Below are 19442 nucleotides of genomic sequence, written 5' to 3' on the forward strand. Positions count from 1 at the left end.
ATAAATTTTAAAAAAAAGGCTTTTCAAAAGCGCCGACTGTGCTAGTTTATTGGGGCTAGGAGGGTTGGTGCGCCTACCTTCACTATTAAAATTGATTTCTATCGTTTATTAAAACGGAATAAATATGAGCCTAACAAAAATAATAAGGGCTCAGATAAATAAAAAAACAATATAGGGGATGAAATTGTGAACAAGTCTCAATTAATCGAAAAAATCGCTGAAGGTGCTGACATTTCAAAAGCTTCTGCAGGTCGTGCATTAGACTCATTTATTGAGTCAGTAACTGGTGCTCTTAAAGATGGTGATTCAGTTGCATTAGTTGGTTTTGGTACTTTCTCAGTACGTGACCGTGCAGCGCGCACAGGTCGTAACCCACAGACTGGTGCGACTATTGAAATTGCAGCTGCAAAAGTTCCAGCATTTAAAGCGGGTAAAGCGCTTAAAGACGCGTGTAACTAATTAAAACTTTTTGATGGGGAGCGGTAGTTCAGTTGGTTAGAATACCGGCCTGTCACGCCGGGGGTCGCGAGTTCGAGTCTCGTCCGTTCCGCCAATAAAAAAGTTCAAGCATTAAAGCGCATCTGTTAAGATGCGTTTTTTTTTACTAAACAATTTCAAACTCAGCAAAGAGAAGTAACAATGCTAGAAAGAATTAGAGAAGGTTCTCAAGGAATCGCAGCCAAAGTTATCCTTGGCTTGGTGATACTTACGTTTGCCATTAGTGGTATAGGTAGTTACATCAACAGCAAAGCTGATACTGCTGTCAAAACAGTAAATGGTGTCGAAATAACACAAACTGCAGTAGAAGAAGCGTTTCAAAACGAGCGTAATCGTATGAAACAACAGTTTGGCGATGTTGTTGAGCAGTTAATGGCAGATGAAAGTTATGTTGCAAACTTTAGACAAGGTATCGTAGATAAACTTGTTGTTGAAGAGTTACAGCGCCAACAAGCAAAAGACTTAGGTATTCGTGTAAGCGATGAGCAAATTAAAAAAGCAATTGTTGCTATGCCTGAGTTTCAACGAAACGGTCAGTTTGATAACGAAGTTTATTTAGCGTTGTTACGTCAAGCTGGTTTCACGCCAACGCAGTTTAGAGATTATTTGCGCCAGCAAATGGTTCGCTCACAGTATACAGCATCTTTAATGGGCTCGGAGTTTGTTTTAGAGCACGAAAAAGAGCAATATGCTGCTTTGAATAACCAAACAAGAACATTCCTACAAGTCCTTGTATCAAGCAAAGCACTTGAGTCAAACGTTGAGTTAACAGAAGAAGACATCCAAGCGTATTACGATAACAATAAGTTTTCGTATAAAACCGCAGATAAAGTTGCCGTTGAATATATCTTGATCGACGCACAAAAACTTGCAGAGGCAGTTGCGGTATCAGCAGAGCAACTTGAAGAATACTACGAGCAGAACATCGTAGAGTTTACAAAACAAGAACAACGCCGAATCGCTCACATTTTAGTGGAAGCTAAAGAAGGTGCCGAAGAAAAAATTAATCAAGCTAAAGAAAAGCTAGCCTCTGGTGAATCATTTGCTTCAGTGGCAGCAGAGTTTTCTGAAGATACATTCAGTGCCGAAAACGGTGGTGACTTGGAGTGGTTCGAAGCAGGTGTATTTGGCGAAGCATTCGACCAGGCGGTATTAGCTCTTGAGAAAGCGGGTGATGTAACACCTGTATTTGAATCAGAGTCAGGCTTTCATATTGTAAAAATGACTGAATACGAAAAAGCAGAAAGTGCATCGTTCGAAGATGTTAAAGCACAAATTGCTTCACAACTTCAACAGTTAAAAATAGACGAGCTTTATATCGAAGCGCAGACAAAAGTATCTGAAATATCTTTTGAGATTCCAGATACCTTAGAAGATGCAGCTGAAGTTGCAGGTCTTGAATTAAAAACAACGGGTTTAGTAACAGCTAATCAACTACAAGGCATCGTAAGTAGCCCATCAGTAGTATCAAAAGCGTTTGATGAAAACTTTATTAGTGAAGGCCTAAACAGCGAACTGATTGAGATAAACGACACTAAATCAATTGTATTTAGAGTAACAGAAAATCAACCAGCTCGAGTTCAACAGTTAGAAGAAATTAGAACGCCTATTACAGTTGCTCTTACGCGAGAAAAAGCGTCTGAACTAGCATCTAAAAAAGCATTAGAAGTTGAAGAAAAAGTTAAAGCCGGTGCAGAGCTAGCAGAATTGAATGCGGATCCGGCCGTGACGACATCAAATCAAATTGATGTTGGTCGCTTTGATACAAAAGTTAACGCAAATGTAAGAGACGCTGTTTTTGAATTACCAAAGCCAGAAAATGGTCAACCAGAGTATGACCTAGTTGAACTGCCGAATGGTGACGCAGCTGTTGTATCACTAACATCAGTAACGACTAAGCCTGCTCTTGTAGAGGCGCCTGTTTCAAACCAAGTACTTAACGTGATTGGTCAGCAAGCAGTAAAAGCGTTGATCGATGCGAGTAAAGCGAACGCCGACATAGAGTAAACATCAAGGTTACTTTAAAAAGGTAATAAAAAAGGCTCCTTAGGAGCCTTTTTTATTGTCTACATATCCATGGACTTAAGTAGTTTTTGTGTTTTAGGGTGCTGAGGAGATTCAAAAATATCATCAATACTGCCAGCCTCAATGATCTTTCCTTGCTCCATTATCATTATGCGGTCACTCAAATAGCGAACTAAAGACATTTGATGTGATATGAGCAAATAAGTGAGCTGAAGCGTCTCTTGTAGCTCTAAAAGTAAATTAATGACTTGAGCCCTTAAAGAAGGGTCTAATGGCGCTAGAGCCTCATCAATGATAACCACTTGGGGATCTAATATTAACGCTCGAGCAATGCCAATTCGCTGTGCTTGACCACCCGAAAACATATGGGGGTAATATTCTGCGTGTTCCGGTAAGAGACCCACTTTACGTAGAGACTTATTGATACGTTCCTTGCGCTGTTTTTTATTTAAGCGTGTGTTGAATAGAAGTGGCTGTTCTAATTGCTCACCAATTCGCACCGTTGGATTCAGTGACTTCTGAGCATCTTGGAATATCATTCTTATGTTTTGACAAAAAAACTTTGCATCATGCCAATTAACTCTGTCGTCTCCTAGATATAATTCACCAGAGTCAGGCAATTCTGCCCCCGCCAAAATTCTTGCAATAGTACTTTTGCCTGAGCCGGCTTCACCGACGATAGCAAGTGTTTCACCGCGATGTAAATCAAATGAAATGGGGCCAATTTCAACATTACGCCCTTTTTTAAACCAGTTAGATTTATCTTTATACGTTTTTTTAATTTCTCTTACCGAGAATAACGGGATAGATTCCACTATTTGAGTTCCTCAATTAATGGATAATGACATCTGAACGATTGTCTCTTTATTTTTTGTTGTTCAGGCATAATGACACATGCTTTTTGTGCGTTCGGGCAACGAGGTCCTAAGCGACAACCTGCCGGCAAATGTTGCAATGTCGGAATGGTCCCCTTTAGCGTATATAAACGTTGCTTACTATGCATATCGACTGTACTGAAGTCAGGTTCGCTATCAAATAACGCTTTGGTGTAAGGGTGTTTAGGTGCTGAAAGTAATTTTTTTGTTGGACCACTCTCAATAAGCTGGCCGCAGTACATAACATTTATCGTATCTGCCCAACTCGTAATCGTGTTTAGGTTATGAGTAATAAAGATTACGGCCATGTCTTTAAGCTGATTTAAACTCTTTAGTAGCTTTATTACTTGTAATGACGTTGTGCTTTCTAGTGCCGTTGTTGGCTCGTCAGCGATGAGCAGTTTAGGCTCTTTTGCAATAGCCATCGCAATCATTATTTTTTGGCATACACCTTCTGATAACATGTGCGGGTAGCTATTGAATATAGCGACATGATCTTTAATACCGACTTTGTGCAGTAAGTTGCTGCACTTTTTAACTCTTAGTTCTTTTTTCGCTCCAAACCAACCGGAATAATCACCGTCGGGTAAGGACTCTTCGATTTGAGAAAATATATCAGCGGTTGGATCAAGACAACGTCGTGGCTCCTGGTAAATCATCGAAATATTAGAGCTAATGATTTTACGTCTATTTGTTTCAGAGAGCTTATTTAAATCTTCACCCATAAAGTGAAGGCGATCAGCGGTCACATTCCAACGGTTATTTAAAACACCAACCAATGCTTTAGCTATTAAGCTTTTACCAGATCCTGACTCACCGATTAAGCCACTTACATCTCCCATTTTCATAGCAAAATTAACTGACTCAACGGCACGAATAACTTCGTCATTCGTTTGTAATTCTATGTTCAGATTTCTAATATCTAATAAGCGCATATTTACCTACTGTAAGCGACGGTCTTTAAGGGCTCGGCGCAAACCGTCACCAACAATATTCACAGACAAAATACATATAAATAGTATCAAACCCGGTAACATTACTGTCCATGGGCTTAGATAAAATACATCTAAACTATCCGCAATCATAGTACCCAGTTCAGGCTCAGGTGTTTGAGCGCCTATACCGATAAAACCAAGAACAACAATATCTAAGATAGCTGAAGAGATGGCCATAGCAGAAAAAATCACGATGCCTTCAACTAGATTTGGTAGTAAGGCATATTGGAATAATTGTATTTTATTCGCGCCATCTAACTTGTATGCAATAACAAAGTCTTTATTCAACAAGTCAGCCACTTCCGTACGAACATGATGAATAAACTGCGGAAGCATGGCTAACACAACCGCCCAAAAAGTATTCGCAATGCCAGGACCTAGGACCGCAACAATAACAATTGCAATCAGTAACGAGGGCATAATCAATGCTATATCAAGAACATGGTTCAACACGCTTGCACGAATACCTTTACTAAATCCAGCCAGCGTACCAATAAGCACACCTATGGTAAGTGCTAAAATAACCGCAACGATTGCCAGACCAAAAGAATAACTAATGCCAATTAATACCCGAGACAAGATGTCGCGCCCAAGGCCATCCGTTCCAAATAAATAATTAATTTGTCCTTCAGGCTCCCAAGCGGGGGGCACTAATAGGGCTTCTGGATGTTGTTGATAAGGAGAGTAGGGCGCGATAAATGGGCCAAATACTGAAATAACCAACATGATAAGGAAAATCCAAAATGCCACTAGAGCAAAATGGTTACGCTCGAATAAACTCCAAAGCTGCTTTAATGGGGAATAATTGCTTGGCGAAGAAAATAATCTAAATTTTGCCATGTCCATGCCTTCTTGCCAGTGGATCAAAAATCATATAAATAACATCGAAAATAATCGTGGCGACAAACACCATTCCAGACATTACCATTAAACCACCTTGAATCGCAGGGTAATCTCGCTGGTGTATTGCGTCGACTAACCAAAGGCCAATACCTGGCCAGGAGAAAATAACTTCAGTAACCATGGCAAGAGTAATAAGAGTACCAAAATGAATTCCCAGCATTTGTATTACAGGTAACAAACCGTTTCGAAGAGCATGTCGCTTTAAAACCTGGAAGTTTGATAGCCCTTTGGCTTTAGCAGCTTTCACATAACTTGTATCAAGAACGTTTTGCATTGACTGGCGTGTTGTTCGTATAAGTACTGTCGTTGGATAAGCGGCTAATACAAAGGTCGGCATTATTAAATGTTTTAAAGCATCTAGCATAGCCTCCATTTTATATGGTAACTCTGAAATCCAGATATCAACGAGCATGAATCCAGTAGTGACTGGAATATCATATATTAGACTAAGTCTGCCAGATACAGGGAACCAACCTAAGTTAATTGAGAAAATCAAAATCATAATCAGCGCAAGCCAAAATATTGGCATCGAAAAGCCAATCAATGACAATGCCAATATAGGTTTATCTAACCAAGGTCGGTTAGAGTCAGAAGCCAAAATACCAAGCGGTAGCGCAACGATAAAGCTGTAAAGTAATGCATAAACAGCGAGTTCTATTGTTGCTGGAAGAGCATGAAAAACTTGATTAAATATACTAGTGTCATTGATAAAAGACACGCCCCAGTCTCCATTTGTGATCCTGTGGATATAAGCGAAGTACTGGAAAATAACATTTTGGTCTAGACGATACTCTTCACTCAAAATCTGTCGTAATTCTGGTGAGATATTTAAGTTTCCAGTCATATTTGACAATACATCGCCAGGAAACAAATAATTTAATGAGAATGCAAATATCGTTACCCCTAGCGTAACGAAGATTAGTAGGTAACATTTTCTCAACACATAATTTAACATTATTGTTTGCCCTTTTTCGTTGCTGAGAAATCTATCCCACCATAAGGGTTGATGTTAACGTTCTTAATATAATTATGATGAACCTTGTGTCTTGTAGCATGAGCGATGGGCACTAAAGGTACTTCTCTAGTAATGATATTTTCGGCATTAGTGTAAAAGATTTTACGTTTGTCCTGATTAGCAGTAGAAAGTGCCTGTTTCACGTTACTATCGTAGTCGTCGTTGCACCACAAACTTCTGTTTGAACCTGACACTGCTGCTGCACAACTTAGTAGAGGGCGATAAAAGTTATCGGGGTCTGAGTTGTCAGCCAGCCAGCCAATAAGAACAGAGTCATGTTCACCATTGGCCAGTTTTTTTCTAAACGTCCCCCAGTCATAGGTCACAATATTAACTTTAATATTAAGTTCTTTTAAACTCTGCTGCAGGATCTCCGCCATTTTTCCAGCATTTGGGTTATAAACACGCTGTACAGGCATTGCCCAAATGTCCATTTCAAAACCATCAGAATATCCAGCTTCGTTGAGTAACTCTTGAGCTTTTTGTAAGTTATAACGGCTAATGTAAGAGTCGCCGTTGTAGGCCCACGAGGTTGGGGGTAACAAGCTTGTGGCAGGCTCGGCTAATCCAAAGTAAACGGCATCGATAATTGCGTTTTGATCAACGGCATAAGACAACGCTTTACGAACTAGGGGATTGTTAAAAGGCTCAACCTCTGTATTGAACGCCCAATAACTCACATTCATTGAGGTTGTTTCTACAATATCAACCTCTTTTCGCTTATGTAGAAAGCCAACGTCAGATGCCGAAGGGTAACCTAAAACATCACACTCTTTCGTTAAAAGCTTTGCAAGTCTTGTTGAGTTGTCCGGAGTTATATCAAACACTATCTGCTCTAAGTTTGACTCTGACTGCCAATAATCGTGGTGTTTTAGGTAACGAATGTAGTGATCTCGCTTGTAATCTTTAAACTTAAACGGACCCGTACCGATAGGCTTTTGATCAATAAGCTCTTTCTGACCAGACTCGATGAGCTGTTCTCCGTATTCAGCGGATAAAATAACGGCAAAGTCAGTGGCCATATTAGCTAAAAACGAAGCCTGAGGATCATTTAACCTAAACTCAATTGTTAAATCATCGACGACAATAATTTGCTCAATTAATTGTGATAAGCCAATACCGCTGAAAAAGGGATATTGACCACCACCCACATCGTGAAATGGATTGTCAGTATGAAGAATTCTGGAAAAGGTAAATAAAATATCAGCGCTGGTTAAGTTCCTTGTTGGCGTAAAGTAATCTGTGGTATGAAACGTAATGTCTTTACGTAAATAAAATCGATACCGCATTGCATCATTGGATACGATTACTTTTCGGGCAAGATCGGAGACAACTTGACCGTTGCTTGGATCTATTTTTACTAACCGGTTGTAGATTTGTTGTGATACGGCATCAATCGTGGTGCCACTTGTAACTAACTGAGGGTTAAAAGACTCGGGAGAGCCCTCACTGCAATACAGTAGCGTTTTTGATGCTAGTTCTGAATCTTGTTCAATATCGCACCCTAGTATGCTTGTAACGCCAAACATAACTAATACGGCTTTTATTAAACCTTTAATCTTCACCATTGCTGTCCAAAAGATTGTATTTCTTTAAATAGCCACGTAACTGATGATACGTAACACCAAGCTGCTCTGCTGATTTCTTCTGATTATAGTGGCAATTCGCTAACGCCTTTTTAATCAGATTAATTTCAAACTCTTGGCTGACTAATTTAAAGTCTAACGGAAATTTAGGCTCTAATTCTAATGGACTACTAGATTGATTGACAGAAGGATTTGTTATTTCAGTCGAGGAAGTTTTAGACGAACTTTGAATATTCGATATTTCAGCCTGTCGATCTTGAGTTTTGACACGTTGTTTAGGTCTAAAGGGGCTATCGAAAGGGTCGATAACAATCTCATGGACGGGGACATGTGGATTGGCCGCTCTGTAAACGCTGCGTTCCACTACGTTTTTTAGCTCACGTACATTACCAGGCCACTCATACTCCATTAAAAACTCTTTGGCTTTTCTTGAAAATCCGCTGAATAACTCCCAGCCAAGCTCTTTTACCATTGATATTGCAAAGTGTTCAGCCAATACCATAATGTCTTCACGACGTTCTCTCAGTGGCGGTAGGGTGATTACATCAAAGGCTAATCGGTCAAGTAAATCAGAGCGAAACTCACCGGCTTCAGCAAGGGCTGGTAAGTCTTCATTAGTAGCGCATACTAGCCTGGTATCAACTTTTACTGTTTTACTTCCGCCAACGCGCTCAAACTCACCATACTCTATGACCCTAAGTAACTTTTCTTGAACAAGACCTGACGTATTCGCTAGCTCATCTAAGAAAAGCGTACCGCTATTTGCTCGTTCAAATCGCCCTTCGTGGCGTTTGCCGGCGCCAGTAAATGCGCCAGACTCATGACCAAACAATTCGCTTTCGAGTAGGTTTTCATTTAATGCTGCACAATTAAGAGTAACGTAGTTCTGATCCCATCGGCTTGATAGGTAATGCAAGCGTGCTGCGATAAGTTCTTTACCGGTGCCGCGCTCGCCAATAATTAACACCGGCTTATTGAGCGATGCCAACTGTGAAACTTTTTCGAGGACTTCTAAAAAGGAATTCGCTTGGCCAATTAGGTTATCTTTTTTTCTAAAATGATTCATAGTTTCAACAGTTGGTTAAAATGACTAATTAGTAGTGTATTTTAAAAACGCATAAACGGAAAGTATTCATTTTAATTATATTTATACCATATAAAACAAGCAGTTAATTGTTGGTGAAATGTTGGCAAGGTATCTGAATGTAACAACGCAACGTGACATAAGGTTACTGTTAAAAGAACGGCAACGTTCAAATAACCAATGATGAGGTAAGTATTATGGGAATTTTTTCACGCTTTGCTGACATTGTGAATGCAAACATTAATTCGTTATTAGATAAAGCAGAAGATCCTGAAAAAATGGTTCGCTTGATTATTCAAGAAATGGAAGACACCTTAGTTGAGGTTCGTTCATCGTCGGCAAGAACACTTGCCGATAAAAAAGATGTGGTACGAATTATTGAACGATTAAAGGCCGAAGCCGAGGATTGGCAAAGTAAAGCTGAGTTAGCTTTATCTAAAGATCGCGAAGACTTAGCTCGCCAGGCCTTAGCCGAAAAGCAAAAAAGCGAAGAGCAAGTAGTCGCATACGAAAAAGACCTAGGCGCGTTAGACGAGCAAGTGAGTCGTTTACAGGGTGAAATTGGTCAACTTCAGGTTAAATTAGAAGATGCCAAAGCCCGTCAAAAAACGATTCTGATGCGCGGTAAAACAGCATCTTCAAGGTTAAATGTTAAAAGTAAGTTAAGTAACGATAAACTCAATGATGCCTTGTCTCGATTTGAACAATACGAGCGCAAAATTGATAGTATCGAAGCGGAAGCTGAATCTTATGATTTAGGCAATAAAACGCTAGCAGATGAATTTGCAGAGTTAGAGTCATCTGAAAAGGTAGACAGTGAGCTTGCTGCATTAAAAGCGAAACTTAACTCAAATAAAAAAGATAAATAAAACGCACTAAGCGAAGGAGTATGTGATGAGTGACGTGGTAGGAATTTTAGTGGCGCCAATTATTATCTTTATGATTTTTGTAGCGCCAATCTGGTTAATAATGCATTACCGTAGTAAGAAGCAGGTTAGCCAAGGGTTGAACGAACGTGAACTTCAAGAGTTATATAGCTTAGCACACAAGGCTGAGTCACTAGGTGAACGAGTAAAAACACTTGAGTCTATTTTAGATGTTGAAGCGCCAGGATGGCGCGGTCAGCCTCGATAAAATGATTAGGAGGCTAATTATGACTAAGCAAACAAGTAAGAAGTTAATGCGTATTCCAAGTAAAGGAAAAGTGGCAGGAGTATGTGCCGGTTTAGCAGAGTTTACAGGGATCGAAACGTGGTTAATTAGAGTTATTTGGTTTAGTGGTATTATTTTCTCAGGTGGTTTTTTTATTGTCGCTTATATCGCTGCCTGGTTTATTTTAGATAAAGATGGAAGCGTGTCTCGTCGCGAAGGAGGCTTTCAAGCTGAATCAGCACCTTGGGCTAAATTCGAAAATGAAATTGATAAAGCGGTGCATGTAAAAAGAAATGTTTATCAGTCAGGCGAGCCACCAGTTCAGGCGTTTAGAGACATTAAAAGGCAGTTTGATGGAATTGAACAACGAATCAGAGGTATTGAAACATACGTCACCTCTAATGAGTTCACCCTGAAACGGGAGATAAATAAGCTGTAATTTATCACTCATAAAGTATAGAGAAGGCCGCATTGATGCGGTCTTTTTGTGTCTGATATGCTGTAAATTTTGATTTACATTCTAAGTGATGCTTTTCACTGGGTTAGATTATTAACTCTAACAAAAATTGTGCAAAGTCTAGCTAATAGCAAATGGCGATTTTAGCCGACTTTTCTAAGAGTACTTTATGACAATCAATAACAACAAAAATAAAGCGCCGCATCCTGATACGTTGTGTATTCACGCAGGAAAAGAAAAAGGTGCACATCATGGTGCCCTTACTAGTCCATTGTTTCAAACTTCAACATTTATATTCGAGAACGCAGCACAAGGGGCTGCGAGATTTGCAGGTGAAGAGCCGGGGTATATTTATACACGGTTAGGTAATCCAACAACGCGAGAACTAGAAATTAAAATAGCCGCGCTTGAAAAAATGGAGGACGCCGCAGCTACTGCAACTGGAATGGCGGCCGTATCAGGTGCATTACTTAGTTTTCTAGAAGCGGGCGATCACTTAATTGCTAGCAAAGCTATCTATGGTTGCTCTTTTGCGTTGCTTAATCATCAGTTGCCAAAGTGGGGCATCGAGGTGACTTTTATCGATATGGATAATGTTGAGGAACTTAATGCGGCACTGCAACCAAACACAAAAATGGTGTTCGCAGAAACGCCGGTTAATCCAAACCTTAAAGTGCTGGACTTAGCCATGATCGGTAAGTTTAGTAGTGATCACGGCTTAATTTCAGTTATCGACAACACCTTTATGTCACCGCTACTGCAAACACCGGTAGACTTTGGTATTGATATTGTTATACATAGCGCGACTAAATATCTAAATGGTCACGGCGATGTGATTGCTGGAGTTATAGCGTCGTCAGCAGAAAAGATAGAAACCATCAAACTCACGATACTAAAAGATGTAGGCGGTACGATGAGTCCACATGATGCGTGGTTGATTCTACGAGGATTAAAAACGCTTTCTGTTAGAATGGAGAGGCACTGTCAATCGGCACAAACCGTCGCAGAGTTTTTAGAAGGTCATCCTTTAGTCTCAAAAGTTTACTATCCGGGTCTGCCTTCACATCAAGGATACTCATTTTTAGGTAAGCAAATGCGTGGTGCTGGTGGAGTAATAGGGTTTGAACTTGATGGCACGATAGACGAAGGGCAAGCCTTTATTGATGCAACGCAGCTATTTTCTATAGCCGTTAGTTTGGGCGATGCAGAGTCATTGATTCAACACCCAGCCTCAATGACGCACTCTCCGTATACGCAAGAAGAGCGATTAGAAGCTGGTATTAGTGATGGTTTAATCCGTATTTCAGTAGGTTTAGAAAATGTAAGTGATATAGTCGCTGATCTAAAGCAAGCGTTTGACTATATACTTGCATTAAGATCAGATTCAGTAAGTACAGCAGTTAGCTGGAGGTAAAGTAACATGGCAAAGCAATCTTCATACAGTTCAAAGCAGTCGGACGCGAATGGTTTTATTCATTGGAGTGATGATGAAAACCAAGTTTGGAGCGAATTGATTGAACGCCAGTTAGAAGTAATCAAAGGTAAAGCGTGTGATGAATACTTTGAAGGCTTAGAAAAGCTGGATATGCCTAAGGACCGTGTACCACAATTAGGTGAAATCAGTGAAGTATTACTCGATACAACAGGCTGGCAGTGTGCTGAAGTCCCGGCACTTATCAACTTTGAGTCTTTTTTCAAACTATTGGCCGATAAAAAGTTTCCGACGGCCACGTTTATAAGACGACGCGAACACTTTGATTATTTGCAAGAGCCAGATATTTTTCACGAGATATTTGGTCATTGTGCGATGCTAACGAATCCGGCTTTCTCTGAGTTTACTCACACATACGGTAAGCTAGGTCTAGCTGCAACAAAAGAAGAGCGTGTTTATCTAGCTCGTTTGTATTGGTTTACTGTCGAGTTTGGTTTGATGAAGCAAAATGATGAACTGCGTATATACGGCGGTGGTATTTTGTCTTCTCCAGGTGAGACTGAATACGCATTCAACTCCGATGTCCCAGAGCGAAATGTGATGAACGTAATGGATGCTTTTAGAACACCATATCGTATTGATATTATGCAACCTAAATATTACGTTATCGACGGTATTGAACAACTGTTTGAAATATCACAGATGGACTTAATGGGTATGGTTCGTGAAGCCATGAAGCTTGGGTTGTACCCACCAACGTTCCCACCTAAAAGCGCTGCTTAAACCTTATTTAAGGTTGAAGCGTATTAAACAAAGGCACTGACAGTGCCTTTTTGCTTTCTAGGTGTAAATAATTGTTGCCAAGAAAGACATGTTGTACATACAATTGCAAACTTACAAAAACACTTTCAGTTTTTCCTCGGAGCAATAATGCGGTTACAAATTGCCTGCCAAGACCGAATGGGCTTAGCAAAAGAAGTGCTTAACATATTAGTCGATCACGACATCGATTTACGCGGTATAGAATTTGATAAGATCAGTAAATGTCTTTATGTCGCGTTTCCAAAAATTGACTTTGAGCCGTTTCAGCAGGTTATGGCGGCGATTAGGCGCGTTGACGGTATAACAGATGTTAAAACAACGAGCTTTTTGCCTTATGAACGTGAGCACAATGAACTTGTAACATTGCTTAGAATCTTGCCAGACGGCGTTATATCAATTGATAGCAAGGGTCATATTTTAACGGCCAATCAAGCCTCGCTAGTTGACCTCGGTCTTGCTGAGTCAGATATTATTGGTCAGCCGGTACAAAGTATTCTTAAAGGTTTTAATTTTGTAAAGTGGTTAGACTCAAAAGAAGTTACCGGCCAAACATTAAAACTAACGGGAAATAATGAAGAATTTGTAACCGACATATTGCCAATTAATGTAACCGATGAAGATGGCAATGTGCAATTAGCAGGTGCGGTAGTTAACCTAAAATCACACAGTCGTTTAGGTCAGCAAATAAATGCCTTCCGTGACGATAATAATGAGTCGTTTAACGATATATTAGCCAACAGCACAAGTATGCGTCGAGTCATTCGTGAGGCTAAAAAAATGTCTCAGTTAGATGCTCCTGTGTTACTCCAAGGTGAAACCGGCACAGGCAAAGAATTACTCGCTAGGGCATGTCACGATGCCAGCAGCCGCAGTGAACATCCTTTTATTGCTTTAAGTTGTGCGTCTTTGCCTGACAATGTGGCCGAGTCTGAATTGTTTGGTTTTAGTGGTGATGCATTTGACACTAAAGATACTTCCGGAAAACGAGGTATTTTTGAACAGGCTAATGGTGGCACTGTATTTTTAGATGAAGTGAGTGAAATGTCTGCAGAGATGCAAACAAAGTTACTGCGATTTTTACAAGATGGCACCTTTAGACGAGTTGCGGAAGAGAAAGAGGTTAAAGTTGATGTAAGAGTAATCTGCTCAACTCAAAAAGATCTTTCAGCAATGGTTCAAGAAGGGGAGTTTAGAGAAGATCTATACTACCGATTAAATGTATTAAGTATCACCATACCTCCTTTGAGAGAGCGCAGAATGGATATTAATCCACTGGCCAATCATTTTGTGCAGAAGTTCGCGACCGAATTAGGAAAGCGCGCACCGACTCTTTCAAAGAGTTGTTTGGAATATATTCAATCGTACCCTTGGCCTGGCAATACTCGCCAATTAGAAAATTGTTTATATCGAGCAATCAGCATATCTGAGAACGATATTTTAGAGCAAAGTGATTTAGAGTTGCCTTGTTATAGCAATGAGTTTGGCTATTTAGACGAAGGATTTGAGGGAAGCTTAGATCAAGCAGTAAAACGGTTTGAAGCAAGCTTGTTAAGAAAGTTATATCCGGCTTACCCTAGTTCACGACAATTAGCTAAAAAATTAGGACTTAGTCATACCGCGATCGCCAATAAACTTCGCGATTATGGCATCAACAAAAAAAGCACTAAGGTGTAAAGATGAAATTATTTGGATATTGGCGCTCTTCTGCGGCCTACCGAGTTCGTATTGCATTGAACCTAAAGCAGTTAGATTGTGAACTGATAAGCGTTCATTTAGTAAAAGATGGCGGTCAACAACACAGCAAAGATTATCAAGAACTGAACCCGAATGAGCTTGTCCCTACTTTAGTAGATGGAGACTTTACACTTAATCAGTCATTGGCAATCTTAGATTATCTAGAGCAAAAATACCCACAGTCGCCGTTATTACCAACAAATATTCAAGATAATGTTAAAGCAAAAGCATTGGCATTTGATATCGCTTGCGACATACATCCATTAAATAATCTACGTGTTTTGCAATACTTAACAAACGATCTTAACCAAGATGATGACAGTAAAGCTACGTGGTATAAACATTGGATAAGTGTTGGGTTTGCCTCGTTAGAAAAGTCTTTAGCACGTACTAAAGGCTTGTTTTGTTATGGTGATGAAATCAGTTGGGCTGATATTTGTTTAATCCCGCAAGTTTATAACGCCGAGCGGTTTAATGTAGATATGACCCCATTTCCTAACATAATGGAGATAACGAGCCGGTGCCGAGCATTGCCAGAATTTTGGAATGCGTCCCCAGAACAACAAGAAGATGCATCGTAAGGTGCTGATTTTAAAAATTTTATTATTTGTGTTTGTTTCCGTATTGGGAGCAAGAATTATATTGCCTTAATGCCAAATTGTGTTAATTTAATTTGCTATTTTGAGTCAGAGGAGAAAGGCTTTGATCAATATTTTATTGGTTGATGACCATGAGTTAGTACGCACCGGTATTCGTCGTATTTTGGACGATGTACGCGGAATGAAAGTAGTAGGCGAAGCCGACTCAGGGGAAGCTGCATTTCAATTTTGCCGTTCTAATGAACCTGACATAGTGCTGATGGACATGAATATGCCGGGTATAGGTGGTATTGAAGCGACCAAAAAAATAGCTCGATACTGCCCTGACGTCAAAGTCATTATATTGACAATGTATGCGGAAGATCCGTTTCCGACAAAAGTAATGCAAAACGGCGCTCAAGGTTTTTTAGCAAAAACAACATCACCAGATGACTTAGTTAATGCAATAAAACAGGTCAACGTTGGACAACGATTTATTTCAGCTGAAATAGCCCAACAAATGGCTTTGAATCACTTCAAGGGCGTTGATTCTGACAAGCCATTTGATTCTTTGAGTGAGCGAGAGCTACAAATTATGCTTATGATCACCAAAGGTGAAAAGGTACAAGACATAGCAACACAACTTAATTTGAGCTCGAAGACGGTAAACAGTTATCGATACCGCATGTTCGAAAAGTTAAACATTTGTAATGACGTAGAGTTAACGCATTTAGCGATACGACATGGTATGTTAGATATGGAAAAGCTTTAGTTCTCGTATGTCTTCTGAAAACTTTGACGCTTCTAAGTTTCTAAAACATGTAACATCAGAACCTGGCGTATACCGAATGTTTGATAGCGAACAAACGGTAATATATGTCGGTAAAGCGAAGAACCTTAAAAACCGCTTGTCTAGTTATTTCCAAAAAAATGTAGCGAGCGTGAAAACTCAAGCGCTCGTTGCTCAAATTGCCAATATTGAAGTGACGGTAACTGAAACCGAAACAGAAGCGTTAATTTTAGAAAATAATCTGATTAAAGAGTACCTACCTAAATACAATATTTTACTCAGAGATGATAAATCCTATCCCTATATTTTAATTACCGATCATAAACATCCTCGGTTAACAATGCACCGAGGAAAAAAACGCAACAAGGGCGATTATTTTGGTCCTTTTCCTAGTCCTGGAGCGGTTTGGCAAAGCTTACGGATAATGCAAAAAATATTTCCAGTAAGGCAATGCGAGGATGGCTTTTACAAAGTTCGAAGTAGACCATGTTTACAACATCAACTAAAGCGTTGTTCGGCACCATGTGTCGAGGGTTTTGTAACGGATGAGCAATACCAAGAACAGGTAGGTTTAGTTAAACAGTTTCTTACTGGAAAAAGCCAAGAAGTTGTTGATGTATTAATTGGTAAAATGGAGCAAGCGAGCGCTAAACTCCAGTTTGAGGATGCCGGATTTTATCGTGATCAGATAGGGGCTTTGCGCAAGGTAACGGAACAACAAAACGTAAGTGGCTCAATTGATGAGATAGATGTATTAGCCTTTTCTAGTGATAAAGGTTTGGCGTCTATGCATATTCTTTACATCCGCGATCAAAAAGTATTGGGGAGTAAAAACTACTCGCCAACAGTGCCGGCTAATTCGGAGCCAAGCGAGATAATAACCTCGTTTATCAGTCAATTTTATTTAAATGGGATTGGCGGTCAAAGTATACCGAAAACCATTATTGTACCGCCTGAAACAGAAGATCTTGAGGAGCTTGAAGCGGCGATAGCTAAAGTTCGTAATGCTAAGGTGGAGTTAGTAAAACCAAGGCGTGGTGAAAAGTTTAAGTATTATCAATTAGCTCAAAAAAATGCCGATATTGACTTAGCGACTAAGTTAGCGGATGGGCGAGCAATTAGCACTAAGTACAAAGAATTATGTGAAGTGCTAAAAGTGCCGAGCATTGAGCGTATGGAGTGTTTTGATATTAGCCATACGTTTGGTGAATATCCTATCGCATCTTGCGTTGTATTTGGCCCTGAAGGGCCACAAAAGTCGGCTTACCGACGATATAATGTAAAAGGTGTAAAAGGTGGTGATGATTATGGAGCCATGGAGTTTGCGCTAAATAAACGGTATAAAAACGTTGAGAGCGTTGAAAATGTGCCAGACGTGCTTTTTATAGACGGTGGTAAAGGACAGTTAAATAAAGCTGAAGCCTTTTTCGCAAACTGGCCGCATGAGAAAACCCCAATCATTGCAGGCGTTGCAAAAGGAGAGGGGCGCAAAGCCGGCTTAGAAATACTATATTTAAACGGTGGTGAAATAGAAATAGATTTGCCACCGACATCTATGGCCTTGCACCTTATTCAACATATTCGCGATGAGTCGCATCGATTTGCTATTACAGGACACCGAGCTAAACGCGGCAAGGCCAAAACACAATCGTTACTGCAAGATATACCAGGGGTTGGTGCTAAACGACGACAAATGCTATTGAAGAACTTTGGAGGTTTACAAGGAGTAATGTCGGCTAAAGCAGAAGATTTTGCAAAAGTTTCAGGAATTAGCAAACAATTGGCTCAAGATATACATGCCTTCTTGCATGACAAGGATTAAATAGGCATCATCTACACTAAATCCCCAAAACAATAATGTAGTAATTTTTTATGTGGAATATTCCGAATATTTTAACGTCGTTTCGTATCTTTTTAATTCCAGTCATGGTTTATTTTTATTATTTACCGGCCGACGTATACGAATGGAAATATTTTGTAACTGCATTTATATTTTGGTTCGCAGCAATAACGGACGCACTTGATGGTTATTTGGCTCGAAAATTAGACCAATCTACACCGTTCGGTGCATTTTTTGATCCTGTTGCAGACAAGGTCATGGTGGCCGTAGCCTTTATCGTAGCAGTAGACGACTATGCCAATGCTTGGGTCGCAGTACCGGCAATGATAATAGTCGGGCGTGAAATAGTTATTTCAGCACTTCGCGAGTGGATGGCTCAAATGGGTCACAGTGATGATGTTTCAGTTTCTATGGTCGGTAAGTTTAAAACGGCGGCGCAAATGTTAGCCTTAATTGGTTTGCTGTGGCATCCAAATGAATATTGGGTATTTGAAGGTTGGCTTTTAGGTCCTCTGTTAGATTATGCAACCTGGTTCTTTTTATATACAGCAACGATTTTAACGATTTGGTCATTGTTTATATACTTTAAAGCGGCTTGGCCAATCATATCGGGTAAAAAAGTTTGATTTTTGAGCGTGTGAGCTAAAAAAGCATCAAACAGCATAAAATTGTCATTTTTATTGCAATTAGCAGTTGACTACAAACAATCAAAATGTAGAATGCGTTTCCGTTGTCAGCGATGACAGCAAAGAAGTCTGAGAAGACGTTTGTAAGTGATGCGAGTGTAGCTCAGCTGGTAGAGCGCAACCTTGCCAAGGTTGAGGTCACGAGTTCGAACCTCGTTACTCGCTCCAAACAAACGTAGTCAAGCAATAGCTTGGCGGGTTGGCAGAGTGGCTATGCAGCGGATTGCAAATCCGTGGACCTCGGTTCGACTCCGGGACCCGCCTCCATGACTTCTTAAAATTAGTGTCGCCCGGGTGGTGAAATTGGTAGACACAAGGGATTTAAAATCCCTCGCTTAACAAAGCGTGCCGGTTCAAGTCCGGCCCCGGGCACCATTTACTGCTTAGCAGTAAGATGAATGGAACATACCAGAACCATTCGTTATCTATGTGACGCGAGTATAGCTCAGCTGGTAGAGCGCAACCTTGCCAAGGTTGAGGTCACGAGTTCGAGCCTCGTTACTCGCTCCAATTTAGATTGGTACAAAACATTAATTATGTGTAACTATGCAATGAAAGTTGTATGTGACGCGAGTATAGCTCAGCTGGTAGAGCGCAACCTTGCCAAGGTTGAGGTCACGAGTTCGAGCCTCGTTACTCGCTCCAAATTTTAAAGCTAGGAATAGCTTAAGTAGAGTGCCAACTTTACTATAAAAATACCCCCGATGCCCGGGTGGTGAAATTGGTAGACACAAGGGATTTAAAATCCCTCGCTTAACAAAGCGTGCCGGTTCAAGTCCGGCCCCGGGCACCATTTACTGCTTAGCAGTAAGGTTAAATGAAACATACCAGGTTCATTTAATTAGATAAATTGCACTAAAGTGTATGTGACGCGAGTATAGCTCAGCTGGTAGAGCGCAACCTTGCCAAGGTTGAGGTCACGAGTTCGAGCCTCGTTACTCGCTCCAATATCTACAATGATTATTCTATC

At 40.2% G+C, this 19442-nt stretch carries 18 protein-coding genes and 8 tRNA genes; 20 read left to right on the forward strand and 6 right to left on the reverse strand.

What is annotated here, in order from left to right:
- Positions 1-186: 186 nt before the first annotated feature.
- From hupB to J9318_RS06345, 3 genes are all read left to right on the forward strand, one after another.
- A complete protein-coding gene (gene hupB / locus J9318_RS06335) occupies positions 187-459 on the forward strand; it encodes a nucleoid-associated protein HU-beta (RefSeq protein ID WP_210562206.1) in 273 nt (90 codons plus the stop codon).
- 17 nt (positions 460-476) lie between these two features.
- Positions 477-553: transfer RNA gene (locus J9318_RS06340), tRNA-Asp, on the forward strand.
- 86 nt (positions 554-639) lie between these two features.
- Positions 640-2505: a SurA N-terminal domain-containing protein gene (locus J9318_RS06345; RefSeq protein WP_210562207.1), complete on the forward strand. Its 1866-nt coding sequence runs from the start codon at positions 640-642 to the stop codon at positions 2503-2505.
- A 59-nt stretch (positions 2506-2564) separates the two neighbouring features.
- On the opposite strand, the gene J9318_RS06350 is transcribed toward J9318_RS06345, so the two are convergent.
- Genes J9318_RS06350 through pspF form a run of 6 tightly spaced genes read right to left on the reverse strand, consistent with a single transcriptional unit; the run spans position 2565 to position 8963 of the window.
- Positions 2565-3338: an ATP-binding cassette domain-containing protein gene (locus J9318_RS06350; RefSeq protein ID WP_210562208.1), complete on the reverse strand. Its 774-nt coding sequence runs from the start codon at positions 3336-3338 to the stop codon at positions 2565-2567.
- The gene (locus J9318_RS06355) at positions 3338-4333 is read right to left on the reverse strand and encodes an oligopeptide/dipeptide ABC transporter ATP-binding protein (protein ID WP_210562209.1); all 996 of its coding nucleotides are present in this window, start codon (positions 4331-4333) and stop codon (positions 3338-3340) included. Before J9318_RS06355 ends, J9318_RS06350 begins: the two co-directional genes overlap by 1 nt.
- Positions 4334-4339: 6 nt before the next feature.
- Positions 4340-5233, reverse strand: coding sequence for an ABC transporter permease subunit (locus J9318_RS06360; RefSeq protein ID WP_210562210.1), 894 nt, complete (start codon positions 5231-5233; stop codon positions 4340-4342).
- Positions 5220-6254: an ABC transporter permease gene (locus tag J9318_RS06365; protein ID WP_210562391.1), complete on the reverse strand. Its 1035-nt coding sequence runs from the start codon at positions 6252-6254 to the stop codon at positions 5220-5222. The genes J9318_RS06360 and J9318_RS06365 overlap by 14 nt, the downstream gene beginning before the upstream one ends.
- Positions 6251-7879 (reverse strand): ABC transporter substrate-binding protein, encoded by a 1629-nt coding sequence (locus tag J9318_RS06370; protein ID WP_244731948.1) that lies wholly within the window; start codon positions 7877-7879, stop codon positions 6251-6253. Before J9318_RS06370 ends, J9318_RS06365 begins: the two co-directional genes overlap by 4 nt.
- On the reverse strand, positions 7866-8963 hold the full coding sequence (pspF, locus tag J9318_RS06375) for a phage shock protein operon transcriptional activator (RefSeq protein WP_210562211.1): 1098 nt from the start codon (positions 8961-8963) through the stop codon (positions 7866-7868). Before pspF ends, J9318_RS06370 begins: the two co-directional genes overlap by 14 nt.
- Before the next feature lie 215 nt (positions 8964-9178).
- Between pspF and pspA the strand changes: the two genes are divergently transcribed.
- The 17 genes from pspA (at position 9179) to J9318_RS06460 (ending at position 19419) form a co-directional block, all read left to right on the forward strand.
- Positions 9179-9850: a phage shock protein PspA gene (gene pspA / locus J9318_RS06380; protein WP_210562212.1), complete on the forward strand. Its 672-nt coding sequence runs from the start codon at positions 9179-9181 to the stop codon at positions 9848-9850.
- Between the two features lie 25 nt (positions 9851-9875).
- Complete coding sequence (pspB, locus tag J9318_RS06385; RefSeq protein WP_210562213.1) at positions 9876-10115, forward strand: envelope stress response membrane protein PspB; 240 nt, start codon at positions 9876-9878, stop codon at positions 10113-10115.
- A gap of 19 nt (positions 10116-10134) precedes the next feature.
- Entirely contained in the window at positions 10135-10572 is a 438-nt protein-coding gene (pspC, locus tag J9318_RS06390; protein WP_210562214.1) for an envelope stress response membrane protein PspC, read from the forward strand.
- Positions 10573-10759: 187 nt separating this feature from the next.
- Positions 10760-12004: a methionine gamma-lyase gene (megL, locus tag J9318_RS06395; protein ID WP_210562215.1), complete on the forward strand. Its 1245-nt coding sequence runs from the start codon at positions 10760-10762 to the stop codon at positions 12002-12004.
- Between the two features lie 6 nt (positions 12005-12010).
- Positions 12011-12805 (forward strand): phenylalanine 4-monooxygenase, encoded by a 795-nt coding sequence (gene phhA, locus J9318_RS06400; protein WP_210562216.1) that lies wholly within the window; start codon positions 12011-12013, stop codon positions 12803-12805.
- Positions 12806-12952: 147 nt separating this feature from the next.
- On the forward strand, positions 12953-14518 hold the full coding sequence (tyrR, locus tag J9318_RS06405; RefSeq protein ID WP_210562217.1) for a transcriptional regulator TyrR: 1566 nt from the start codon (positions 12953-12955) through the stop codon (positions 14516-14518).
- 2 nt (positions 14519-14520) lie between these two features.
- Positions 14521-15159, forward strand: coding sequence for a maleylacetoacetate isomerase (maiA, locus tag J9318_RS06410; RefSeq protein ID WP_210562218.1), 639 nt, complete (start codon positions 14521-14523; stop codon positions 15157-15159).
- A gap of 121 nt (positions 15160-15280) precedes the next feature.
- Entirely contained in the window at positions 15281-15928 is a 648-nt protein-coding gene (gene uvrY / locus J9318_RS06415; protein WP_210562219.1) for a UvrY/SirA/GacA family response regulator transcription factor, read from the forward strand.
- Between the two features lie 7 nt (positions 15929-15935).
- Positions 15936-17768: an excinuclease ABC subunit UvrC gene (gene uvrC / locus J9318_RS06420; RefSeq protein WP_210562220.1), complete on the forward strand. Its 1833-nt coding sequence runs from the start codon at positions 15936-15938 to the stop codon at positions 17766-17768.
- A 50-nt stretch (positions 17769-17818) separates the two neighbouring features.
- A complete protein-coding gene (gene pgsA, locus J9318_RS06425) occupies positions 17819-18412 on the forward strand; it encodes a CDP-diacylglycerol--glycerol-3-phosphate 3-phosphatidyltransferase (RefSeq protein WP_210562221.1) in 594 nt (197 codons plus the stop codon).
- A 152-nt stretch (positions 18413-18564) separates the two neighbouring features.
- Positions 18565-18640 (forward strand) — tRNA-Gly (locus tag J9318_RS06430).
- Between the two features lie 25 nt (positions 18641-18665).
- Positions 18666-18739 (forward strand) — tRNA-Cys (locus tag J9318_RS06435).
- A 21-nt stretch (positions 18740-18760) separates the two neighbouring features.
- Positions 18761-18847, forward strand: a tRNA-Leu gene (locus J9318_RS06440).
- 59 nt (positions 18848-18906) lie between these two features.
- Positions 18907-18982, forward strand: a tRNA-Gly gene (locus J9318_RS06445).
- A gap of 59 nt (positions 18983-19041) precedes the next feature.
- Positions 19042-19117: transfer RNA gene (locus J9318_RS06450), tRNA-Gly, on the forward strand.
- A 61-nt stretch (positions 19118-19178) separates the two neighbouring features.
- Positions 19179-19265 (forward strand) — tRNA-Leu (locus tag J9318_RS06455).
- Between the two features lie 78 nt (positions 19266-19343).
- A tRNA-Gly gene (locus tag J9318_RS06460) sits at positions 19344-19419 on the forward strand.
- Positions 19420-19442 lie beyond the last annotated feature (23 nt).

Source organism: Psychrosphaera aestuarii, from assembly GCF_017948405.1.
Classification (GTDB): Bacteria; Pseudomonadota; Gammaproteobacteria; order Enterobacterales; family Alteromonadaceae; genus Psychrosphaera; species Psychrosphaera aestuarii.